Origin of the sequence: Rufibacter aurantiacus (assembly GCF_017916345.1) — a bacterium.
Taxonomy (GTDB): domain Bacteria; phylum Bacteroidota; class Bacteroidia; order Cytophagales; family Hymenobacteraceae; genus Nibribacter; species Nibribacter roseolus.
Window position 1 is genome coordinate 997,184 of record NZ_JAFMSV010000004.1, and the last position, 14,652, is coordinate 1,011,835.

Below are 14,652 nucleotides of genomic sequence, written 5' to 3' on the forward strand. Positions count from 1 at the left end.
GTGGGTGCTTGGAAATATGTCGTTTCAATAAAGCACTTCAGTTGGATCAGTTTTATTGATGAATTTACCATTTCAGGCCGACTTTTTTAAAGCCCCTGTTGTGCGTTCGTGCTTTTTTCCACAGGTACTTCACTCACATCGGCTCTAAGTCCGCAATGGTTTTCTTGGCAGCGGCCAGCCTGATTCTGTTGTTTTTTTCCACCAGTTTATGCGTTAGCCAATGTTCTATTTTATGGTGAAGCGGAACAAGAAGGGCGGCAATGCAAACCATAATAAGTAACATCCAAATGGGTGAGTGATGCGTCATCTCTCCTAAGAATGGATGGATAAGGAGATTAATAAACTCGAAGACAAGCAGTAGTGAAACGACACCCAAGAACCGGATGGTTTTCTGGTTTACCACAACGGAATGGCTGAGCAGGAGAAAAAGAACAAGAAAGCTGATTAAGCCCAGTGCAATGGCTGAGAATTGAAGATTATGCTTCCGCTGTTCCATTTCTTGCTTCTCGCGTTCCTGTAGTTCAATTTGCCTTATCTTTTCGTCGAAGGTGAGGCTTTGTACCTGGCTTTCCCTTTGCTGGTTAAAAAGCGAATCATTGGCTGCTTTGGCAATGTCCATGTAAGCAAGAGCGCTATCAGGGTTATGCCTTTTTCTGTATAACGTTGATAAGAATGAACTGCTTTTAATTACCTCGTTTAGCATGCTGCTTTGCTGAGCAATGGACAAGGCGTCTCGGGCATATTGGAAACTAGAGTCAATCTGGCCTGTTTTTTCAAATACTTCTGCCATACCCCGGTACTGCTTACAAAGCGCTACATAATCATTTACGTTGCGGCTAAGCGGAATGCTCATGCGAAAATTAGCTAATGCTAAGGGATATTCTTCAGCCAGTAAATGAACAAAAGCCATTTCAAAGAGTATCCAACCCATCGACCGGTCGTTTTTGGATTGGTAAGCCATGGTGAGGGCTTGCTGACCGTAAAGTCTTGCTGAATCCGCCATATTCAGGTGGATGTAGGTATCACATATATTTGTGAGGATGTCAAATCTGTTCTGCAGTGCTTTGCCTTTATACAAATAGTTGATGGCTTCCTGGTAATTACCTTGTTCTCTATAAAGTGCGCCAAGGAGATTGTATGAGCTAGCAATGGCAAATGTATCTCTGCTTTTTTCCACAAGCTTTAATCTCTTTAAATGGTAATCGAGCGCCTTTGGATAGTTGCCTGCAACTGTATAGGAAACGCCGATCAATCCTAAGCTTTCAATCACCCCTTCTGAGAAATCAATCCGCTTTGACAAGGCAAGTGCTTCGATGGAAAGGAGAATACTGGTGTCTGGTTTTGAGACAAAGAGGTCACCCGCCAGCCACAACAGGTTTTTTACCCTAGCGGTGTCCTGCTTTTGGGTTTTCAAAACTTGAAAAAGACTGTCCTGTATGTTCGGTTGGGAATAAGCCGCAATAAGGTTTAGCAATAGAAGACTGGTAAGGGCTATCTTTCTCATAAGAAGTTAGAATTGTTTTTTATTTTCCGCTAAAAGGGACAACTTTTGGTTGGGCCGCCTTCTCACATGCAAAATATTGATAATGGCAGACTTCCTGCATGACGCACAACTAGCACAACTACTAGATAAATGAACTTCTCCAGTTATTGGCACTCTATCTATGCCTAAACAACCTGCTTGCAGCTAACAGCAGTTAATAACCAGAGCTGCGCTAGCGAATATACTATATAGTATTAAGACTATGGCTGGTAAGTACAGAATGATCTTACTATTTTCACAAAGAATCAAAAGCCTTCTTGAACTAGTTGTTTCTTAATTAGCATTTGATACTTTGTTGATAAACTCCGCATCGAAAAATTATCTACTCACGGTATCCAGTCCTCTAAATACTTACGCCTTTTTTCCAGATGTCACAACTCATGAAGCCAATGGTCTCGGAATCTATACCCGCCAAGCCGCTACCGGTCTACCGTGACAAATGGATCCAACTGGTGGGTATTCCCGTAATTACGCTTTTTGTGCAGTACCTCACCTATAACTACATCAGGCTGACCTGGATGCTGGCTTATGAACTGGTGAGCGATGCGGCCAAGATTTGGGTAGTGTGGCAGGTGTTCAAGGTGCTGTTGCGGAAGCTGGACCAGAAACTGCCCTGGAGCCGCGGGTTCCTCCCGAGGTTGCTGGTGCAGGTGGGAATCTCTTGCGTGGTATGCCTGGCGGTGCTCACGGGGCTGGTGTGGCTGGACTACGCGCTGGTGCGGCCGTACCCACTGGAGCACTTCTTCAGCCTGGACCTGGTCCTGGCGCTCATCTTCATTCTGTTCATCAACGCCATTTACATCGGGCTCTATTACTATGACGCCCTGCAAGCCAAACCGCTACTCGCCCCAACGCCCGCGCCAGACATGCCATCGGGCCCGGCTGCCCCGGAAGTGTTCCTGGTGAAGTTGGGCAAGCGCGAGGTGCTGCTGCCGTACCAGGAAATTCTCTGCGTGTATTCAGAAGACAAGGAAACGTTTCTGCTCACCACGGCGGGCAAGCTGTACCCGCTGGACAGCTCCCTGGAGAAGGTCATGACCCAGCTCACGGCTCCGCTCTTTTTCAGGGTGAACCGCAAGTACATTCTTTCCTTGCAGGCCGTGGCCATGGTGCAGCCCGAGGACAACGGCAAGCTGGCTGTCTCCCTGAAGCCGTTCCCTCGCCTGCCTGAGCAGCTCACCATCAGCCGAGACCGGGCTCCCGCCTTCCGGCAATGGCTCAAAGCCCACCATTCGTCGCTGAAATAGCTACGGTTGGGTAGAATTCTGGCCTGTAAGAGTGTATTTTGAGGCTGTAGAGGCTTGTTTTGGAGCGCAAACCAAAATTTTTCTGTTATGCGCTTCTCTCTTCTTTTCGCCGTGTTTTTTGTTTCCTGCTCCCTGAGTTGGGGACAGACCCAGACGCTTTCCCCTCAGGTAAGCCGCAAGATAGACTCGGTCTTTGCCGCCTGGAACAAGGGCAACTCGCCGGGAGCCGTGGTGGGCGTGGTGCACAAAGGCCAACTGGTCTACCAAAAGGCCTTCGGCTACGCCGATGTACAGAAACGACATCCCCTCACCGTGCAGCACCAGTTCTGGGTAGCCAGCGTGGCCAAACAGTTCACCGCCGCCTGCGTGGCCCTGCTGGCCGAAGAAGGCAAACTCCACCTGCAGGATGACGTCCGGAAATATCTGCCTGAGCTGCCCGCGTTCAAAGACACCGTGCGCATAGAGCACCTGCTGTACCACACCAGCGGCTTGCGCGATGGCTTCACCCTCATTGGTCTCACCCTCAAAGGCGAAAAGCACTACACCAATGCCCGGGTGTTGGAGATGCTGTACCGCCAGCAGGAACTCAATTTTTCCCCGGGCACCCGGCATGAATACAACAACGGCGGCTACGTGCTGCTGGCGCAACTGGTGGAACGCGTCTCGGGCCAGTCTTTCGCTGCGTTTGCGCAAGAGCGCATTTTTAAGCCGCTGGGCATGACGCACTCCCATTTCTACGGGAAGATTTCAAAGGCCATTCCGCAACTGGCGCAGGGCTACGGCGTCACGTACAAAAACAACCAGACCCGCTACAAGCCCGTGCACTTCAAAGCTAACACGGTGGGCTCCTCGGGGTTGGTGACTACGCTGGAAGACCTGGTGAAATGGGACCAGAACTTCTACCGGAACCAAATGGGCCAGAAAAACCAGGCATTGGTGCAGCTCCTGACCACGTCAGGCCGCCTGCGCAACGGCGAACCCATTCCGTATGCACTGGGATTGGAGGTAGACATCTACAAAGGCGTGCCCACCATCACCCACACCGGCAGCGATCCAGGCTATATGGCCGAGCTGGTCCGTTTTCCCGAGCATGAACTGAGCATCATCTGCCTCGCCAACACAAATGACCTGTATAGCCTCACGCAGCGGCTCCAGCAGATAGGAGAGTGGTTTTTGCCTCCCACGGGGGCTGCTGCCTCCATTGGGCAGTTGCCGCAGGCACCTTCGGCCGCCCCTCTGGAAAGCCTGCCCGGTATTTACCTGAACCTGGAGAACCTCTCAGATGCCCGCTACGTGACCCGCCAGGGAGAGAAACTGCTGGCGGCCACCTCGCCCAAGGGCTTCCAGGAAACCCTGAAACCCAGTAGCCCTGGGGTGTTCTCCAACGAGTGGCTGCCCAGTCGTTACTATGCCTTCAGCGGTTTGCCGGAAACCTCCAATATCTCGCTGGAATACAGAAGTTGGGCTACCCGCCAGAGCTTAGAGAAGGTAGACTCGGCGCAATACACCCCGCAGGTGTTAGAGCAGTTCACGGGCACCTATTACTCACCGGAGTTGAAGAAACGCTTCAGGGTCACCGCCCGCAAGGGGCAACTGCGGCTCAGTTTGTTCCGCCTGGTGCACTTGCCGTTTCTGTCGGTTGCGGGCCACCGGTTCCTGTTTGATCTGCAGGGAAACAATTGCCTGGAATTCCAGGTGGGAAAAGACGGCCGGTTGGAAGGATTTACGTTCAGTCGGGAAGCGGTGACCCGGTTGTGGTTTGTGAAGAAGTAAATGGAAGAACTCAATTTTGGGGCTGTTTTACAGAAAACGGCCTAAAAACGGGAAAATGAAAGAGCCCGGCTCCAACTTCCCTCAGCAGGATTCTTCCCTTAACAAGTGGGAAAGACTGCCCATAGAAACTGAAGCCGGGCTCAACTAAAGGTAATAACCTACCTGTTCTATTTCTCTGCGGTGCTGGGCGAAGAAAGCGCTACAGTTTTCACGTCAACGGTGATTTCTTTCAAGCGGGTAGCTACCGCCGGAGACATGGATTCCTGGTAGCGGCCGCCCAGGTGCTTGGCCAGGAACTTCTCGGCGGCGGCCAGCATGGCCATGTTGTTCACCGGCCGAGCAAAACCGTGGCCTTCGTCTGGGGCTACCAGGTACTCTACCGGGAAGCCCCGCGTGCGGAGGGCCACCACAATCTGGTCAGACTCGGCTTTGTTCACCCGCGGGTCGTTGGCGCCCTGCACCACCAGCAACGGAGCCTTGATCTTATCCGCGGAGTTCAGCGGCGATTGCCGCATGAGCTGTTCTTTGCCTTGCGGCGTGCTGGCATCGCCCATGCGGTGCGCGAACATCTTCCTGATAGATTCCCAGTACGGCGGGATGGTGTTCAGGAGGGTTATCAGGTTGGAGGGGCCCACAATGGAAACCCCGGCGGCATACACATCGGGGGTAAACGCCAGCCCGGCCAAAGTTGCGTAGCCGCCGTACGATACGCCCATGATGCCCACCCGTTTGGGGTCTACGGTGCCCTGCGCAATGAGGTGTTTCACGCCCCAGGTAATATCGTCCTGCATTTTCTGACCCCATTGGTTGTTGCCCTCGTTCAGGAATTTCTTCCCGAACCCGGTAGAGCCCCGGAAGTTGGGTGACAGAACCGCGTAGCCCCGGTTGGCCAGGAACTGGTGATAACTGTTGTAGCCCCACATATCACGCGCCCAGGGGCCGCCATGCGGCACCACTATCAGGGGCAGATTTTTACCTGAAGAGTTCTTGGGCAGAGTGAGGTACGCGGGAATCTCCAAACCGTCAGATGATTTGTACCGGATGGCCTGCATGGGCGCCAGATCTTTGACTGGTAACTTAGGCCGAGGCCGGTACTGGAAGGTCAGTTGTTGGGTTTTGCGGTCCAGCAGGTACACTTCCTCGGGGTTGACATCACTGACGATATGCACCATCCAGTACTGCTCATCCAGGGTAGCCGAGCCGGGGAAAACCATTCTATCGGCGTACTTTTTCTCTATGGGGCTGAAGTTCTTTTCATAGGATTGGTCTTTCCAGTAGCGGCGCATCTTGTCATCCTGGTAACTGATGAAGATGGGCTCGTGGGTGACCTCGGAAATACGCACCTGGCCTACATCTACCTGGTTTTTGGGGTCGGTTTCCACCAGTTCCTCTTTGAAGGTGACGGGGTCAAACAACATCAGTTGCTGCAGGTTGCGGTTGCCGGCATCGGTTCTGAGGTAGAAACGCTTATTGTCTTTGTGGAACCCTATGGGAAAACTGGTCTCAAATACGGTGGCGCTGTAAATGGACTTCATGCCCTGGTCATCCACGCGCAGGATCTCGGTGGAGCCGTCTGGCGCCGAGCGGGTAGCCAGCCGCAGCTTGTCGTTCCAATCAAAGGTCCAGCCGGTGATGCGGTCGGTGTTCTGCCGCACCAGGGTCTTTTCGCCGGTGGTAATATCCAGGCGGTAAAGGTCATGCCAGGCTTTGTCGCGGTCGTTCAGGCCAATGTACACAATGTTGGGCTCTGACCGGGACATGTGGTGGATCATCACGCGGGCGTTGGGCACATTGGTGAGGGCGCGGGTGGGGGGCAGCGCCTGTCCGGCAGCCGGGGCCTGACTGGGTTGCACTGCATACAGCTGGAAGTTCTCATTGCCGCCTTTGTCCTGGATGTAGAGCAGGTTTTTCCCGTCTCTGGACCAGGTATAGGCATTGATGGGGCGGGTGGTGTCGGCGGTCATGGGTTTACCGGCAGTGAAAGGTTCTTCGCGCTTCTTCACCCAGATGTTGCGGGTGCCTTTGTAGGGTTTGATGAAGGCGATGTAGGAGCCGTCTGGGGAGAGTTGGGCGTTGATGATCTCAGGGTCCCCGAAGAAGAGTTCCCGGTCAATGAGCGCGGGCAGCTGGCTCTTCTGTTGGGTTTTCTGCGCGGCCAGTTCAAGGTAGAACAGCAACGGAATCAAGGCCAGAAACAAGCGGATACGTTTTTGCATGATTTTTCTGATTTGAGGAGAAAAACACGTTTCAAGCAGCAATACCTTTCATAAAGGAACCGAAGAGCTGATTAGGGCAGGTGGCAGGTAGCGCACAGATTAGTCTACCGCCAGCGCGGGGCCTGCAATCTCCGTCTCATGCTGGAGAAAAATTTGGGCAATCTGTTCCAGGGTAGGCTCTCCCTTCGGCTAAATCAGGAGCAGGTTGTTCCAGGAAAGTGAGGGAGAACAGCGGAGTGGCGGCCAGGAGGGTGCGTAAAAACCTGCTTCTTTTCATGGCTGATCAAGGGAAAAAGCGGGAGGTCCTCAGTACGCGGGATAGGAGGCGTTTGTGCTATCTGGCAAAATGAAAAGATAGCGGCGAGTGGCTACCTAAGTTAACAATTGTTTATCCTAAATGAAATTTCCGGCGGTACAATCTGCGGCGATTACGCCACTGGTTAAACGTTTTGAGGCTGATTTCAGGGAATCAGGCCTAAAACAGCAGAGATAGTTGAGAATCTCTCCCGGGATTGGCTGCTTTTTCTCTTTCACTAGTTTACCCGGTCATCTGGCGCGGAGAAGTCCTCCACGGTTCTACTTTCCAAACCTGACCGCCAGCGAACCCGCTACAAACACGTTCTCATCCGTCAAACCATCGTTCTGCCGGAAGAGCGGATCCTGGCTGTGGAACCATCTGCCTTCCAGCCGGGCGGCAAGGTGGGGGATGGGCGTATAGTCCACGTTCAGGGAGAAACCGCTGGTTCTGAAACCGTGGGGCGTTTGGGTGGGAATGATGATGCCGGTTTTGTCCTGGTAGTACTCGGCCCGGAGCGCGGCGGCCCATTTCTGGGTAAGGGTATAACGGCCAATCAGTACCGGACCGAGCCACACGTCATAGCGGGAGCTGTTTTTGGCTTGTTGTTGCCAACCCAGGTCAAAACCAGCCAGCAATCCAAACCGGGGTGTGAGTTGGAACTTGCCGTACAGGTTATTGAAGTAGCGCATGCGTCGGGTAGAGTCGGGTGTATCTGTGCCCAGGAAGGTACTCCAGTTGAGGGTGGTGTTCTCATTTGGCCGGTACGTGACCTGTGTTCCCCAAGAGAGAAGCGAATTGCCTTCAACGCGTTCTATCCGCTGCCAGCCGTTACATACCAGCGCCACCAGGTCCAGTTTGGCGTGTGGGCTGTAGGTGAGTTTGGCGCCGGCCAAATAGTACGGCGAGTTCTCGGCTACCAGCGAGCGGGTGAGCGTCCAGTTATCCAGGGAAATGGCGCTTTCAAAACCCAGGTGCGAGGAGAAGATACCGGCATCCAGCCAAAGTGTGTTTTTGGGGTTCAGGGAGAGGCCGGCATTGGCTTCAAAGATGTTCTTTAAAACGCCCGGTTCTGCGGCGTAATTGTCATTGGCGTAGGTTCCCGTCTGCAGCGCCAGGTTGGCCCGGTACTTCGCGTGTGTTACTGCCGCCTTCACCAGCCCCAGGTTCAGGTTCACCTCGTGGTGCCGGTTGTGGTTGTAGAGAAATGGCTGCCTGAAGTTTTCCTGGGGCTTGTTGAAATCATAGGCATAGAAGACATCCACAAATCCGGAGAATGAAACTTCGGGCGGTGTAAGCCAGGTGCTGTCTTTCTGCGCAAATGCCGGCTGCCCCAGCAGGAGACTGAGCCCTAACGCAAGCCATTGGAATACCAGCAAGGGTTTTGTCTTCATGTTTTTGGGCAGGGAATGGGTTGGGTACGGTTGGGTCAAAGTGGAGGGCCTAAAATTAATGCTACGGGAACAGCAGCAAGATGATGTGTGACTTTGCAGAAGGTTTGAATCATGGCCGTTTTCCGGGAAATAGCCTTAAAAAGGGTTCTCTGGTTTTTAACCAGAGTTCAGTCATTTTGTGCTGAACCACAAGATGATTTTAATGGCTCTTCTCTGCCTCGGTAACAATTAGTGATTCTGCTTTGGCCGTGATGTTCGTTTTGGTGGCCAGGGGGCATTCTGCTTCACCAAAGGCTGAACTTTCCTTGGAAATCTGAGGTATATAGTTTTACTTTGATAAGCTATAGTAATACTTTTAATATACATTAAAGTACTTTTAATAAACATTAAAACGGTATTAAAGACATGCTAAGCTTCAAAGAAATCAAAAGCGATTTTCCTGCCGGGGTGGTCGTTTTCCTGGTAGCGGTTCCCTTGTGCCTGGGTATTGCCATGGCTTCCGGGGCTCCTTTGTTTGCCGGTATTATCTCCGGGATCATTGGTGGGGTGGTAGTCAGTCTGATCAGCGGTTCGCAGTTGGGGGTAAGTGGGCCGGCGGCGGGTTTGGCCGTGATCGTGCTTAACGCCATTGACCAACTGGGTAGTTTTGAAGTTTTCCTGTCGGCGGTTTTCCTGGCCGGGCTCATACAATTGGCCTTGGGGTTTCTTAAAGCGGGAAACATTGGATATTATTTCCCAACCTCGGTGATCAAAGGAATGCTGGCCGGTATTGGGGTGATCATCATCCTGAAGCAGTTGCCGCATGCCTTTGGGTATGACCGTAATTATGAGGGCAACGTGCACTTTGTGCAACCCGACGGACAGAACACCTTTTCTGAGCTGATCCATATGCTCAATTTCGTGTCGCTGGGCGCGGTGATCATTAGTGTGATTTCGTTAGGTATCCTGATTTTCTGGGACCAGGTGCTTTCCAAAAAGGGTAGAATCTTCCAGTTCATCCAGGGGCCGTTGGTAGTGGTGGTGCTGGGCATCGGGCTGAATCTTTTGTTCCAGAACTATTATCCGCAGTTGGCGCTGCGTGACAACCACCTGGTTTCACTCCCTGTCGCAGATAGCATTTCGGGGTTCTTTGGGCAATTCACCCGGCCAGATTTCAGCCGCATCTTCAGCTATGAAGTCATTTTCATGGCGGGTACGCTGGCGGTGGTAGCCAGTTTAGAGACGCTTCTCTGCCTGGAAGCCACCGATAAACTAGACCCTTTCAAGAGAATAAGCCCTGCTAACCAGGAACTCAAGGCCCAGGGTGTGGGCAACATGGTAGCCGGACTGGTGGGCGGTCTGCCCCTGACCCAGGTGATTGTGCGGAGCTCGGCCAATATCCAGTCTGGGGGAAGAACCAAGCTGGCCGCCTTCACCCACGGAGTGCTGATTTTGATCTGTGTGATCTCTATCCCGGGCGTGCTGAACATGATTCCGCTGGCCAGTTTAGCAGCCATTTTGCTCACTGTAGGGTATAAACTGGCTAAACCGGCCTTGTTTAAAAGTATGTACCGCTCCGGTTGGATGCAGTTCTTGCCCTTCATTGTCACCATCATTGCTATTGTCTTCACAGACCTGCTCACCGGTATTGGTATTGGCATGGCGGTAGCGGTGCTCTTCCTCCTGAAGAACAGTTACGAAGTGTCTCACCTGTTGCATGCTGAAAAAACACCCGAAGGCAAAGAGCAATACCACCTGGTGCTGGCAGAGGAGGTGACCTTTCTGAACAAAGGCAACATCATGCAGGCCCTGCGCAAGATTCCAGACGGGGCAGACCTGGTGATTGATTATTCCAAATCTGCCGTAATAGACCATGACGTGAAGGAGTTAATCCAGGACTTCAAAGAAAATGCCCACCAGAAAAACATCCACCTTACATTCAAGGAGGCAGGAGAGCGGCAACGCGCAAGTGGCGCCAAAATAAGTTTGTAATTTCCATAAACCAATAACCATAAACATGACAACATACACCAAAGAGCTTCAGCAAAAACTATCCCCCGCAGATGCCATTGAAATTCTAAAAGAAGGAAATAACCGCTTTGTAAACAGTAAGCGAGAAGACCGTAATCTTTTGCAGCAGGTAAAGGAAACCGCCGAGGGCCAGAATCCCTTCGCTATCATTCTGAGCTGCATAGATTCGCGCACATCCTCAGAGCTTATTTTTGACCTGGGTATTGGCGATGTTTTCAACGCCAGAATTGCCGGAAACATAGTGAACGATGACATCTTGGGCAGTATGGAATTTGCCTGCAAAGTGGCCGGTTCAAAACTCATTGTGGTGTTAGGGCACACCAGCTGCGGAGCCATTAAAGGTGCCTGCGACCACGTAGAATTGGGTAACCTCACCGGATTGGTGAACAAGATTGCCCCATCTGTAGAGGCTATTGATTACCAGGGTGAGAAAAACTCTAAAAACAAGGAGTTTGTTGAATTAGTAGCGCAGGAAAATGTGAGACGCGCGGTGCAGCTCATCAAAGAAAAAAGCCCAATTTTGAATGAAATGATTAAAAATGGCGAAATTGGCATCGTAGGTGGCATGTACGATGTAAAATCTGGCGCGGTAGAGTTCTACAGCGCAGAAGTCGCCTAGGGAAACTCACACCATGAAGAATCTGCTGGCTAATATCAAGATAACAGTAGAGGAGAAAGTATACCTCAAAGACCCGGAAAGCTCTGAAAAAGGCCGGATGATCATTGAACATGGCATCAAGCTGATGGAAGAGCTGGGTCTGGAGGCTTTTACGTTCAAGAAACTGGCCGAGCGGGCAGGTATTACGGAGGCCACCATTTACCGGTACTTTGAAAGCAAGTACAACCTGCTGGTCTACCTGATCTCATGGTACTGGGGCTGGCTGGAGTACCGCCTGGTGTTTGCCACCTCAAATGTAGCCTCTCCGGAAGAAAGACTGCGGATCGCCATCCGGATTCTGTCTGGCCGTATTGAGAACGACATGGATTTCGCCCACATTGATGAGGTCACGCTTCAGAAGATTGTGATCGCTGAGTCGGCTAAAGTGTATCTCACCAAAGAGGTGGATGAGAACAACCGGGAAGGTTTCTTCCTGAGCTACAAAAGGCTGAACAAGCGCATCTCCAGCATCATTCTGGAAATCAACCCCGAGTATCCATACCCGGCGTCGTTGGTGTCTACGGTCTCGGAGAGCGCCCATCGGCAGGTTTTCTTTGCCAAGCACCTGCCCTCGCTCACCAACCTGGACCCTGGGCAGCATGACCAGCTGGTAGACTTTCTAACAGAGCTTGTCTTGAAAACCATCCAGAAATAACCAAAACGGTGACTTCCTGAGATACCAGATGTTGGTTCTTTAACTTAAAAAAAATGCCCCTCTTGCAATCAGCAAGAGGGGCTTTGTCATTCTACTGCTTCTCTACGGCAATCTTCAAAACTACTTTCCTGATCACCTCCTGCGTAGCCATGGGGGCGTGCACGTCGTTGGGGTAGAAGATGGTGAAGAAGCCCGCCGGAACATCGAACCAACTGCTGGGCTTCACCGGGAAGAAGTACACGTCGCGCTCCGCGGAATAAGGTTCCATGGAGTCTCCGCAGGCGGAGAGGTCCTGCCAGCCCATGTGGTCCACGCCCGAGATAATGTATTGGATGTCTATGTACTTGCGGTGCGCTTCCATTTTAGCGTCCTCGGGAGCTACGCCGGGGCCTTCCGAGATAATGGCAAACAGGTCATCGCCGGCCAGCTCATGCTTGCCGGTGGGTAAATTCTGAACATCGGCCTCTTGCAGAAATGCAAAGGCTTGCCTGAAAAGTGGGTGTAAGGCGTAGTAGCGAGAAGCGTGTTGTAGTTGGTCTAAAACCATGTTTCTGTTGTATAAGGTAAGCTCCCCGCGACTTATCCAAAACTGAACGAGCTTATTTTAAAAGCAAATCTGTTCATGGTTCTGGATTGCTCCTGGGGAGTGCGCTGGTAATTTGCACGAATTTACCTTAAGGGCCAACAAGAGAAACCCGATTTAGAGCTGTTTTCAGGAAAACAGCCCTAAATCAGTTGAGCCTCTCAGTACCTTAGTTCAGCACCGCAAACCTCATCTGTTTCAGGTCCAGCAACAGCGTGTGGCCCAGAAAGAGTTTGTTGCCTGTCATGCCGCCCATGCCGGAGAAGCGCATGAGGATGGTATTCATAAAGCTCATCCCTTCAAGGTACGTGGCTTTTCTGAGCGGCAGCTGCACCGGCCCAAAGGCCACAGTAGCGTTGGTAGTAGTGGTGTAGGCAGTGAGCGTCTTCCCCCAGGAATTCACCTGCGCGGCGTCTTGGGTTTGGCCCGGCTGGGCAAAGCTTTCAAAGGTAGCTTTGTCTGTGAGCAGTTCATAGGTGCTGGAGCCGGAATCAAACAGGAGTTCGGTTTCGTCGCCGTTGATGCGGGAGGGCAACAAAATGCGGCGGCTGTCAAAGGTGAAGGGCTGGAGAGAGGCGGGGGCAAGGTTGTTTGGCAGTTGGTCAGACAAGGTGAGCGTCATGCGCTGGTAGTCCAGCTCAACAATGTGCCCTTCCAGGAAATCGGTGCCCAAGGTGCCTATAACCTCTATGGAACTGGGGTCATTCCAGTGAATAACCGAGTCGCCGTAGGCCAGAACCGTTACCTCCTGCGCCGTGACAGGAAGCGCCCCCACCGTGAACGTCATCTCTTTTAGCTGTAACCGGTCATCGGTCTGGCCAAACGTAAGCGCAAAGCCTTTCTTCTGAATGGCCTCCATCTTGCCTTTGTAAAATAGAGTAGAGGGGGCGCCGGTGTCAAATTGCAGGTAGAACGTCTTGGGGCAACCCGCCAGCGTGACAGGCACCAGCAGGTACGCATACGGGTCTTGGCCGCTGGCCGCCCAGGTAACCGGAATAGAGACAGACTGGGGCACTACCTTGAGTTGGTTAGCCGCCGGTTTAAATTTGGCTTTGAAGTAGAAGCAGCCGCCCACCGAGCCAAGCACCAAAAGAAACAGAAATGTAAGCCCAATGCGTTTTAGTGATTTCATAACAGTGTAAGTAAATTGACACTGCAAGATTAGGCACAAAAGGGGCAGGGGCTTACGTCATTATACCGCCAAAAAGACGCCAATTCATCAAAAAAGGGCTTTTGGCGTAAGAAAGGCGGGTGTAAGACCGGGATAAAAGTAAGTTGGAATCTATGACAGAAAGAGATTGTCCCACTTGGCGAAAACCTGCTGGTGCCCCTTGCGCAGTTGAAGAGCCGCCCTCGTAATCATGCCAATGTTCAGGAAGTAGAAAAAGAAGAATGTGCCCATGATCAGGAACGAAGGTCTGGCTTGAAAGTAATAGGCACTGATCATCTGTACCAGGAAAGCCAGCAGCAGCCCCAGGTGCATGCCAATGCACCACATAATCTGGAAGTTGATGATACGGGCGCCAGCCTCCTGCCCAGACCGCCCTTTTTGTTTTTTCCAGAGCCACAAAGGCACCAAGAACCCAAGGTACGGCAACAGCAGAAACGCAAAGGAGGCCAGATTGATTTGCTGTAGGTTAGCGGCGGAGACTACTTCAAAAGGAGCTGCAGCTGTTGGTGACTGCGACTGCTCAGCCTCGGGCGTTGGGGCCAGGGCGACAGTGGGAGGGGGCGGGCCAGCCAGTTCTTTCAGCGGAATGTCCAAGGCTTGGGCAAGGGCTTTCAAAGTGTAGCCTCTGGGAATGCTTTCTTCCCGCTCAATGCGCTGGATGGTCCGGAGGCTGATCTGAGAAAGCTCGCCCAGTTCTTCCTGCGACAAGCCTTTGCGCTTTCGTTCTCCTACAATTTTATGCGCCAGGGTCATAGGTTCGCTGTTGCTTTTTGTCCCGGTAGTTCCTCGTTTTCGGCTTATGCCAAAAGAAAGAACCGGTTACACGAAGGTAATTCTTTTACGTGAATGGTTACAGGGCATTGAAGATGCCAGAACCCCAGAAAGCGCAGGTCCATTCGCCAAAGCCTGATCAGCATAGAACCGGGCTCAACCAGAAGAATCTGGCAGCGGCGTTCCAGGGGTGTTTTCCCAAAAACAGGGTTTAAACGGCCTTGGTTTTTTGCCTGTGTAACCTGTTCTTTCAGATCAGGAACATTCAATTTTTGTTACCTGTTTAGCTGATTCACGCCTTGCTATCCGGCAATACCCTTCTTTTTTAGGCGGAAG

The 14,652-nt window shown here is 52.0% G+C and carries 11 protein-coding genes; 5 read left to right on the forward strand and 6 right to left on the reverse strand.

Features of this window, described 5'->3' with window-relative positions; genetic code table 11:
• Positions 1-133: 133 nt before the first annotated feature.
• Positions 134-1,504 (reverse strand): tetratricopeptide repeat protein, encoded by a 1,371-nt coding sequence (locus tag J3P34_RS18960; protein ID WP_210490154.1) that lies wholly within the window; start codon positions 1,502-1,504, stop codon positions 134-136.
• Positions 1,505-1,911: 407 nt separating this feature from the next.
• Here J3P34_RS18960 and J3P34_RS18965 point away from each other — a divergent pair, with 407 nt between their 5' ends.
• Both J3P34_RS18965 and J3P34_RS18970 read left to right on the forward strand, forming a co-directional pair.
• Complete coding sequence (locus J3P34_RS18965; protein WP_210490155.1) at positions 1,912-2,790, forward strand: LytR/AlgR family response regulator transcription factor; 879 nt, start codon at positions 1,912-1,914, stop codon at positions 2,788-2,790.
• Positions 2,791-2,877: 87 nt separating this feature from the next.
• Positions 2,878-4,563 (forward strand): serine hydrolase domain-containing protein, encoded by a 1,686-nt coding sequence (locus J3P34_RS18970; RefSeq protein WP_210490156.1) that lies wholly within the window; start codon positions 2,878-2,880, stop codon positions 4,561-4,563.
• Positions 4,564-4,730: 167 nt separating this feature from the next.
• Here J3P34_RS18970 and J3P34_RS18975 read toward each other — a convergent pair whose 3' ends face one another.
• Positions 4,731-6,779, reverse strand: coding sequence for a S9 family peptidase (locus J3P34_RS18975; protein WP_210490157.1), 2,049 nt, complete (start codon positions 6,777-6,779; stop codon positions 4,731-4,733).
• Positions 6,780-7,355: 576 nt separating this feature from the next.
• Positions 7,356-8,468, reverse strand: a complete 1,113-nt coding sequence (locus J3P34_RS18980) for a porin (protein ID WP_210490158.1) — start codon at positions 8,466-8,468, stop codon at positions 7,356-7,358.
• Positions 8,469-8,873: 405 nt separating this feature from the next.
• Between J3P34_RS18980 and J3P34_RS18985 the strand changes: the two genes are divergently transcribed.
• The 3 genes from J3P34_RS18985 to J3P34_RS18995 are packed head-to-tail and all read left to right on the forward strand — an operon-like array spanning position 8,874 to position 11,791.
• Entirely contained in the window at positions 8,874-10,439 is a 1,566-nt protein-coding gene (locus tag J3P34_RS18985; RefSeq protein ID WP_210490160.1) for a SulP family inorganic anion transporter, read from the forward strand.
• Positions 10,440-10,464: 25 nt separating this feature from the next.
• Positions 10,465-11,097 carry a carbonic anhydrase family protein gene (locus tag J3P34_RS18990; protein WP_210490161.1) on the forward strand — a complete coding sequence of 211 codons (633 nt, stop codon included), beginning with the start codon at positions 10,465-10,467 and terminating at the stop codon, positions 11,095-11,097.
• A gap of 13 nt (positions 11,098-11,110) precedes the next feature.
• Positions 11,111-11,791 (forward strand): TetR/AcrR family transcriptional regulator, encoded by a 681-nt coding sequence (locus tag J3P34_RS18995; RefSeq protein WP_210490162.1) that lies wholly within the window; start codon positions 11,111-11,113, stop codon positions 11,789-11,791.
• 91 nt (positions 11,792-11,882) lie between these two features.
• Here J3P34_RS18995 and J3P34_RS19000 read toward each other — a convergent pair whose 3' ends face one another.
• The 3 genes from J3P34_RS19000 to J3P34_RS19010 form a co-directional block, all read right to left on the reverse strand.
• The gene (locus tag J3P34_RS19000) at positions 11,883-12,338 is read right to left on the reverse strand and encodes a NanQ anomerase/TabA/YiaL family protein (protein ID WP_210490164.1); all 456 of its coding nucleotides are present in this window, start codon (positions 12,336-12,338) and stop codon (positions 11,883-11,885) included.
• A 205-nt stretch (positions 12,339-12,543) separates the two neighbouring features.
• On the reverse strand, positions 12,544-13,506 hold the full coding sequence (locus J3P34_RS19005; protein WP_210490165.1) for a hypothetical protein: 963 nt from the start codon (positions 13,504-13,506) through the stop codon (positions 12,544-12,546).
• Positions 13,507-13,656: 150 nt separating this feature from the next.
• On the reverse strand, positions 13,657-14,298 hold the full coding sequence (locus J3P34_RS19010) for a helix-turn-helix domain-containing protein (protein WP_210490166.1): 642 nt from the start codon (positions 14,296-14,298) through the stop codon (positions 13,657-13,659).
• Positions 14,299-14,652 lie beyond the last annotated feature (354 nt).

Coding starts and splice junctions, on each gene's coding strand:
- J3P34_RS18960 (WP_210490154.1), bottom strand. CDS start 1,504: ATGAGAAAGATAGCCCTTACCAGTCTTCTATTGCTAAACCTTATTGCG.
- J3P34_RS18965 (WP_210490155.1), top strand. CDS start 1,912: ATGTCACAACTCATGAAGCCAATGGTCTCGGAATCTATACCCGCCAAG.
- J3P34_RS18970 (WP_210490156.1), top strand. CDS start 2,878: ATGCGCTTCTCTCTTCTTTTCGCCGTGTTTTTTGTTTCCTGCTCCCTG.
- J3P34_RS18975 (WP_210490157.1), bottom strand. CDS start 6,779: ATGCAAAAACGTATCCGCTTGTTTCTGGCCTTGATTCCGTTGCTGTTC.
- J3P34_RS18980 (WP_210490158.1), bottom strand. CDS start 8,468: ATGAAGACAAAACCCTTGCTGGTATTCCAATGGCTTGCGTTAGGGCTC.
- J3P34_RS18985 (WP_210490160.1), top strand. CDS start 8,874: ATGCTAAGCTTCAAAGAAATCAAAAGCGATTTTCCTGCCGGGGTGGTC.
- J3P34_RS18990 (WP_210490161.1), top strand. CDS start 10,465: ATGACAACATACACCAAAGAGCTTCAGCAAAAACTATCCCCCGCAGAT.
- J3P34_RS18995 (WP_210490162.1), top strand. CDS start 11,111: ATGAAGAATCTGCTGGCTAATATCAAGATAACAGTAGAGGAGAAAGTA.
- J3P34_RS19000 (WP_210490164.1), bottom strand. CDS start 12,338: ATGGTTTTAGACCAACTACAACACGCTTCTCGCTACTACGCCTTACAC.
- J3P34_RS19005 (WP_210490165.1), bottom strand. CDS start 13,506: ATGAAATCACTAAAACGCATTGGGCTTACATTTCTGTTTCTTTTGGTG.
- J3P34_RS19010 (WP_210490166.1), bottom strand. CDS start 14,298: ATGACCCTGGCGCATAAAATTGTAGGAGAACGAAAGCGCAAAGGCTTG.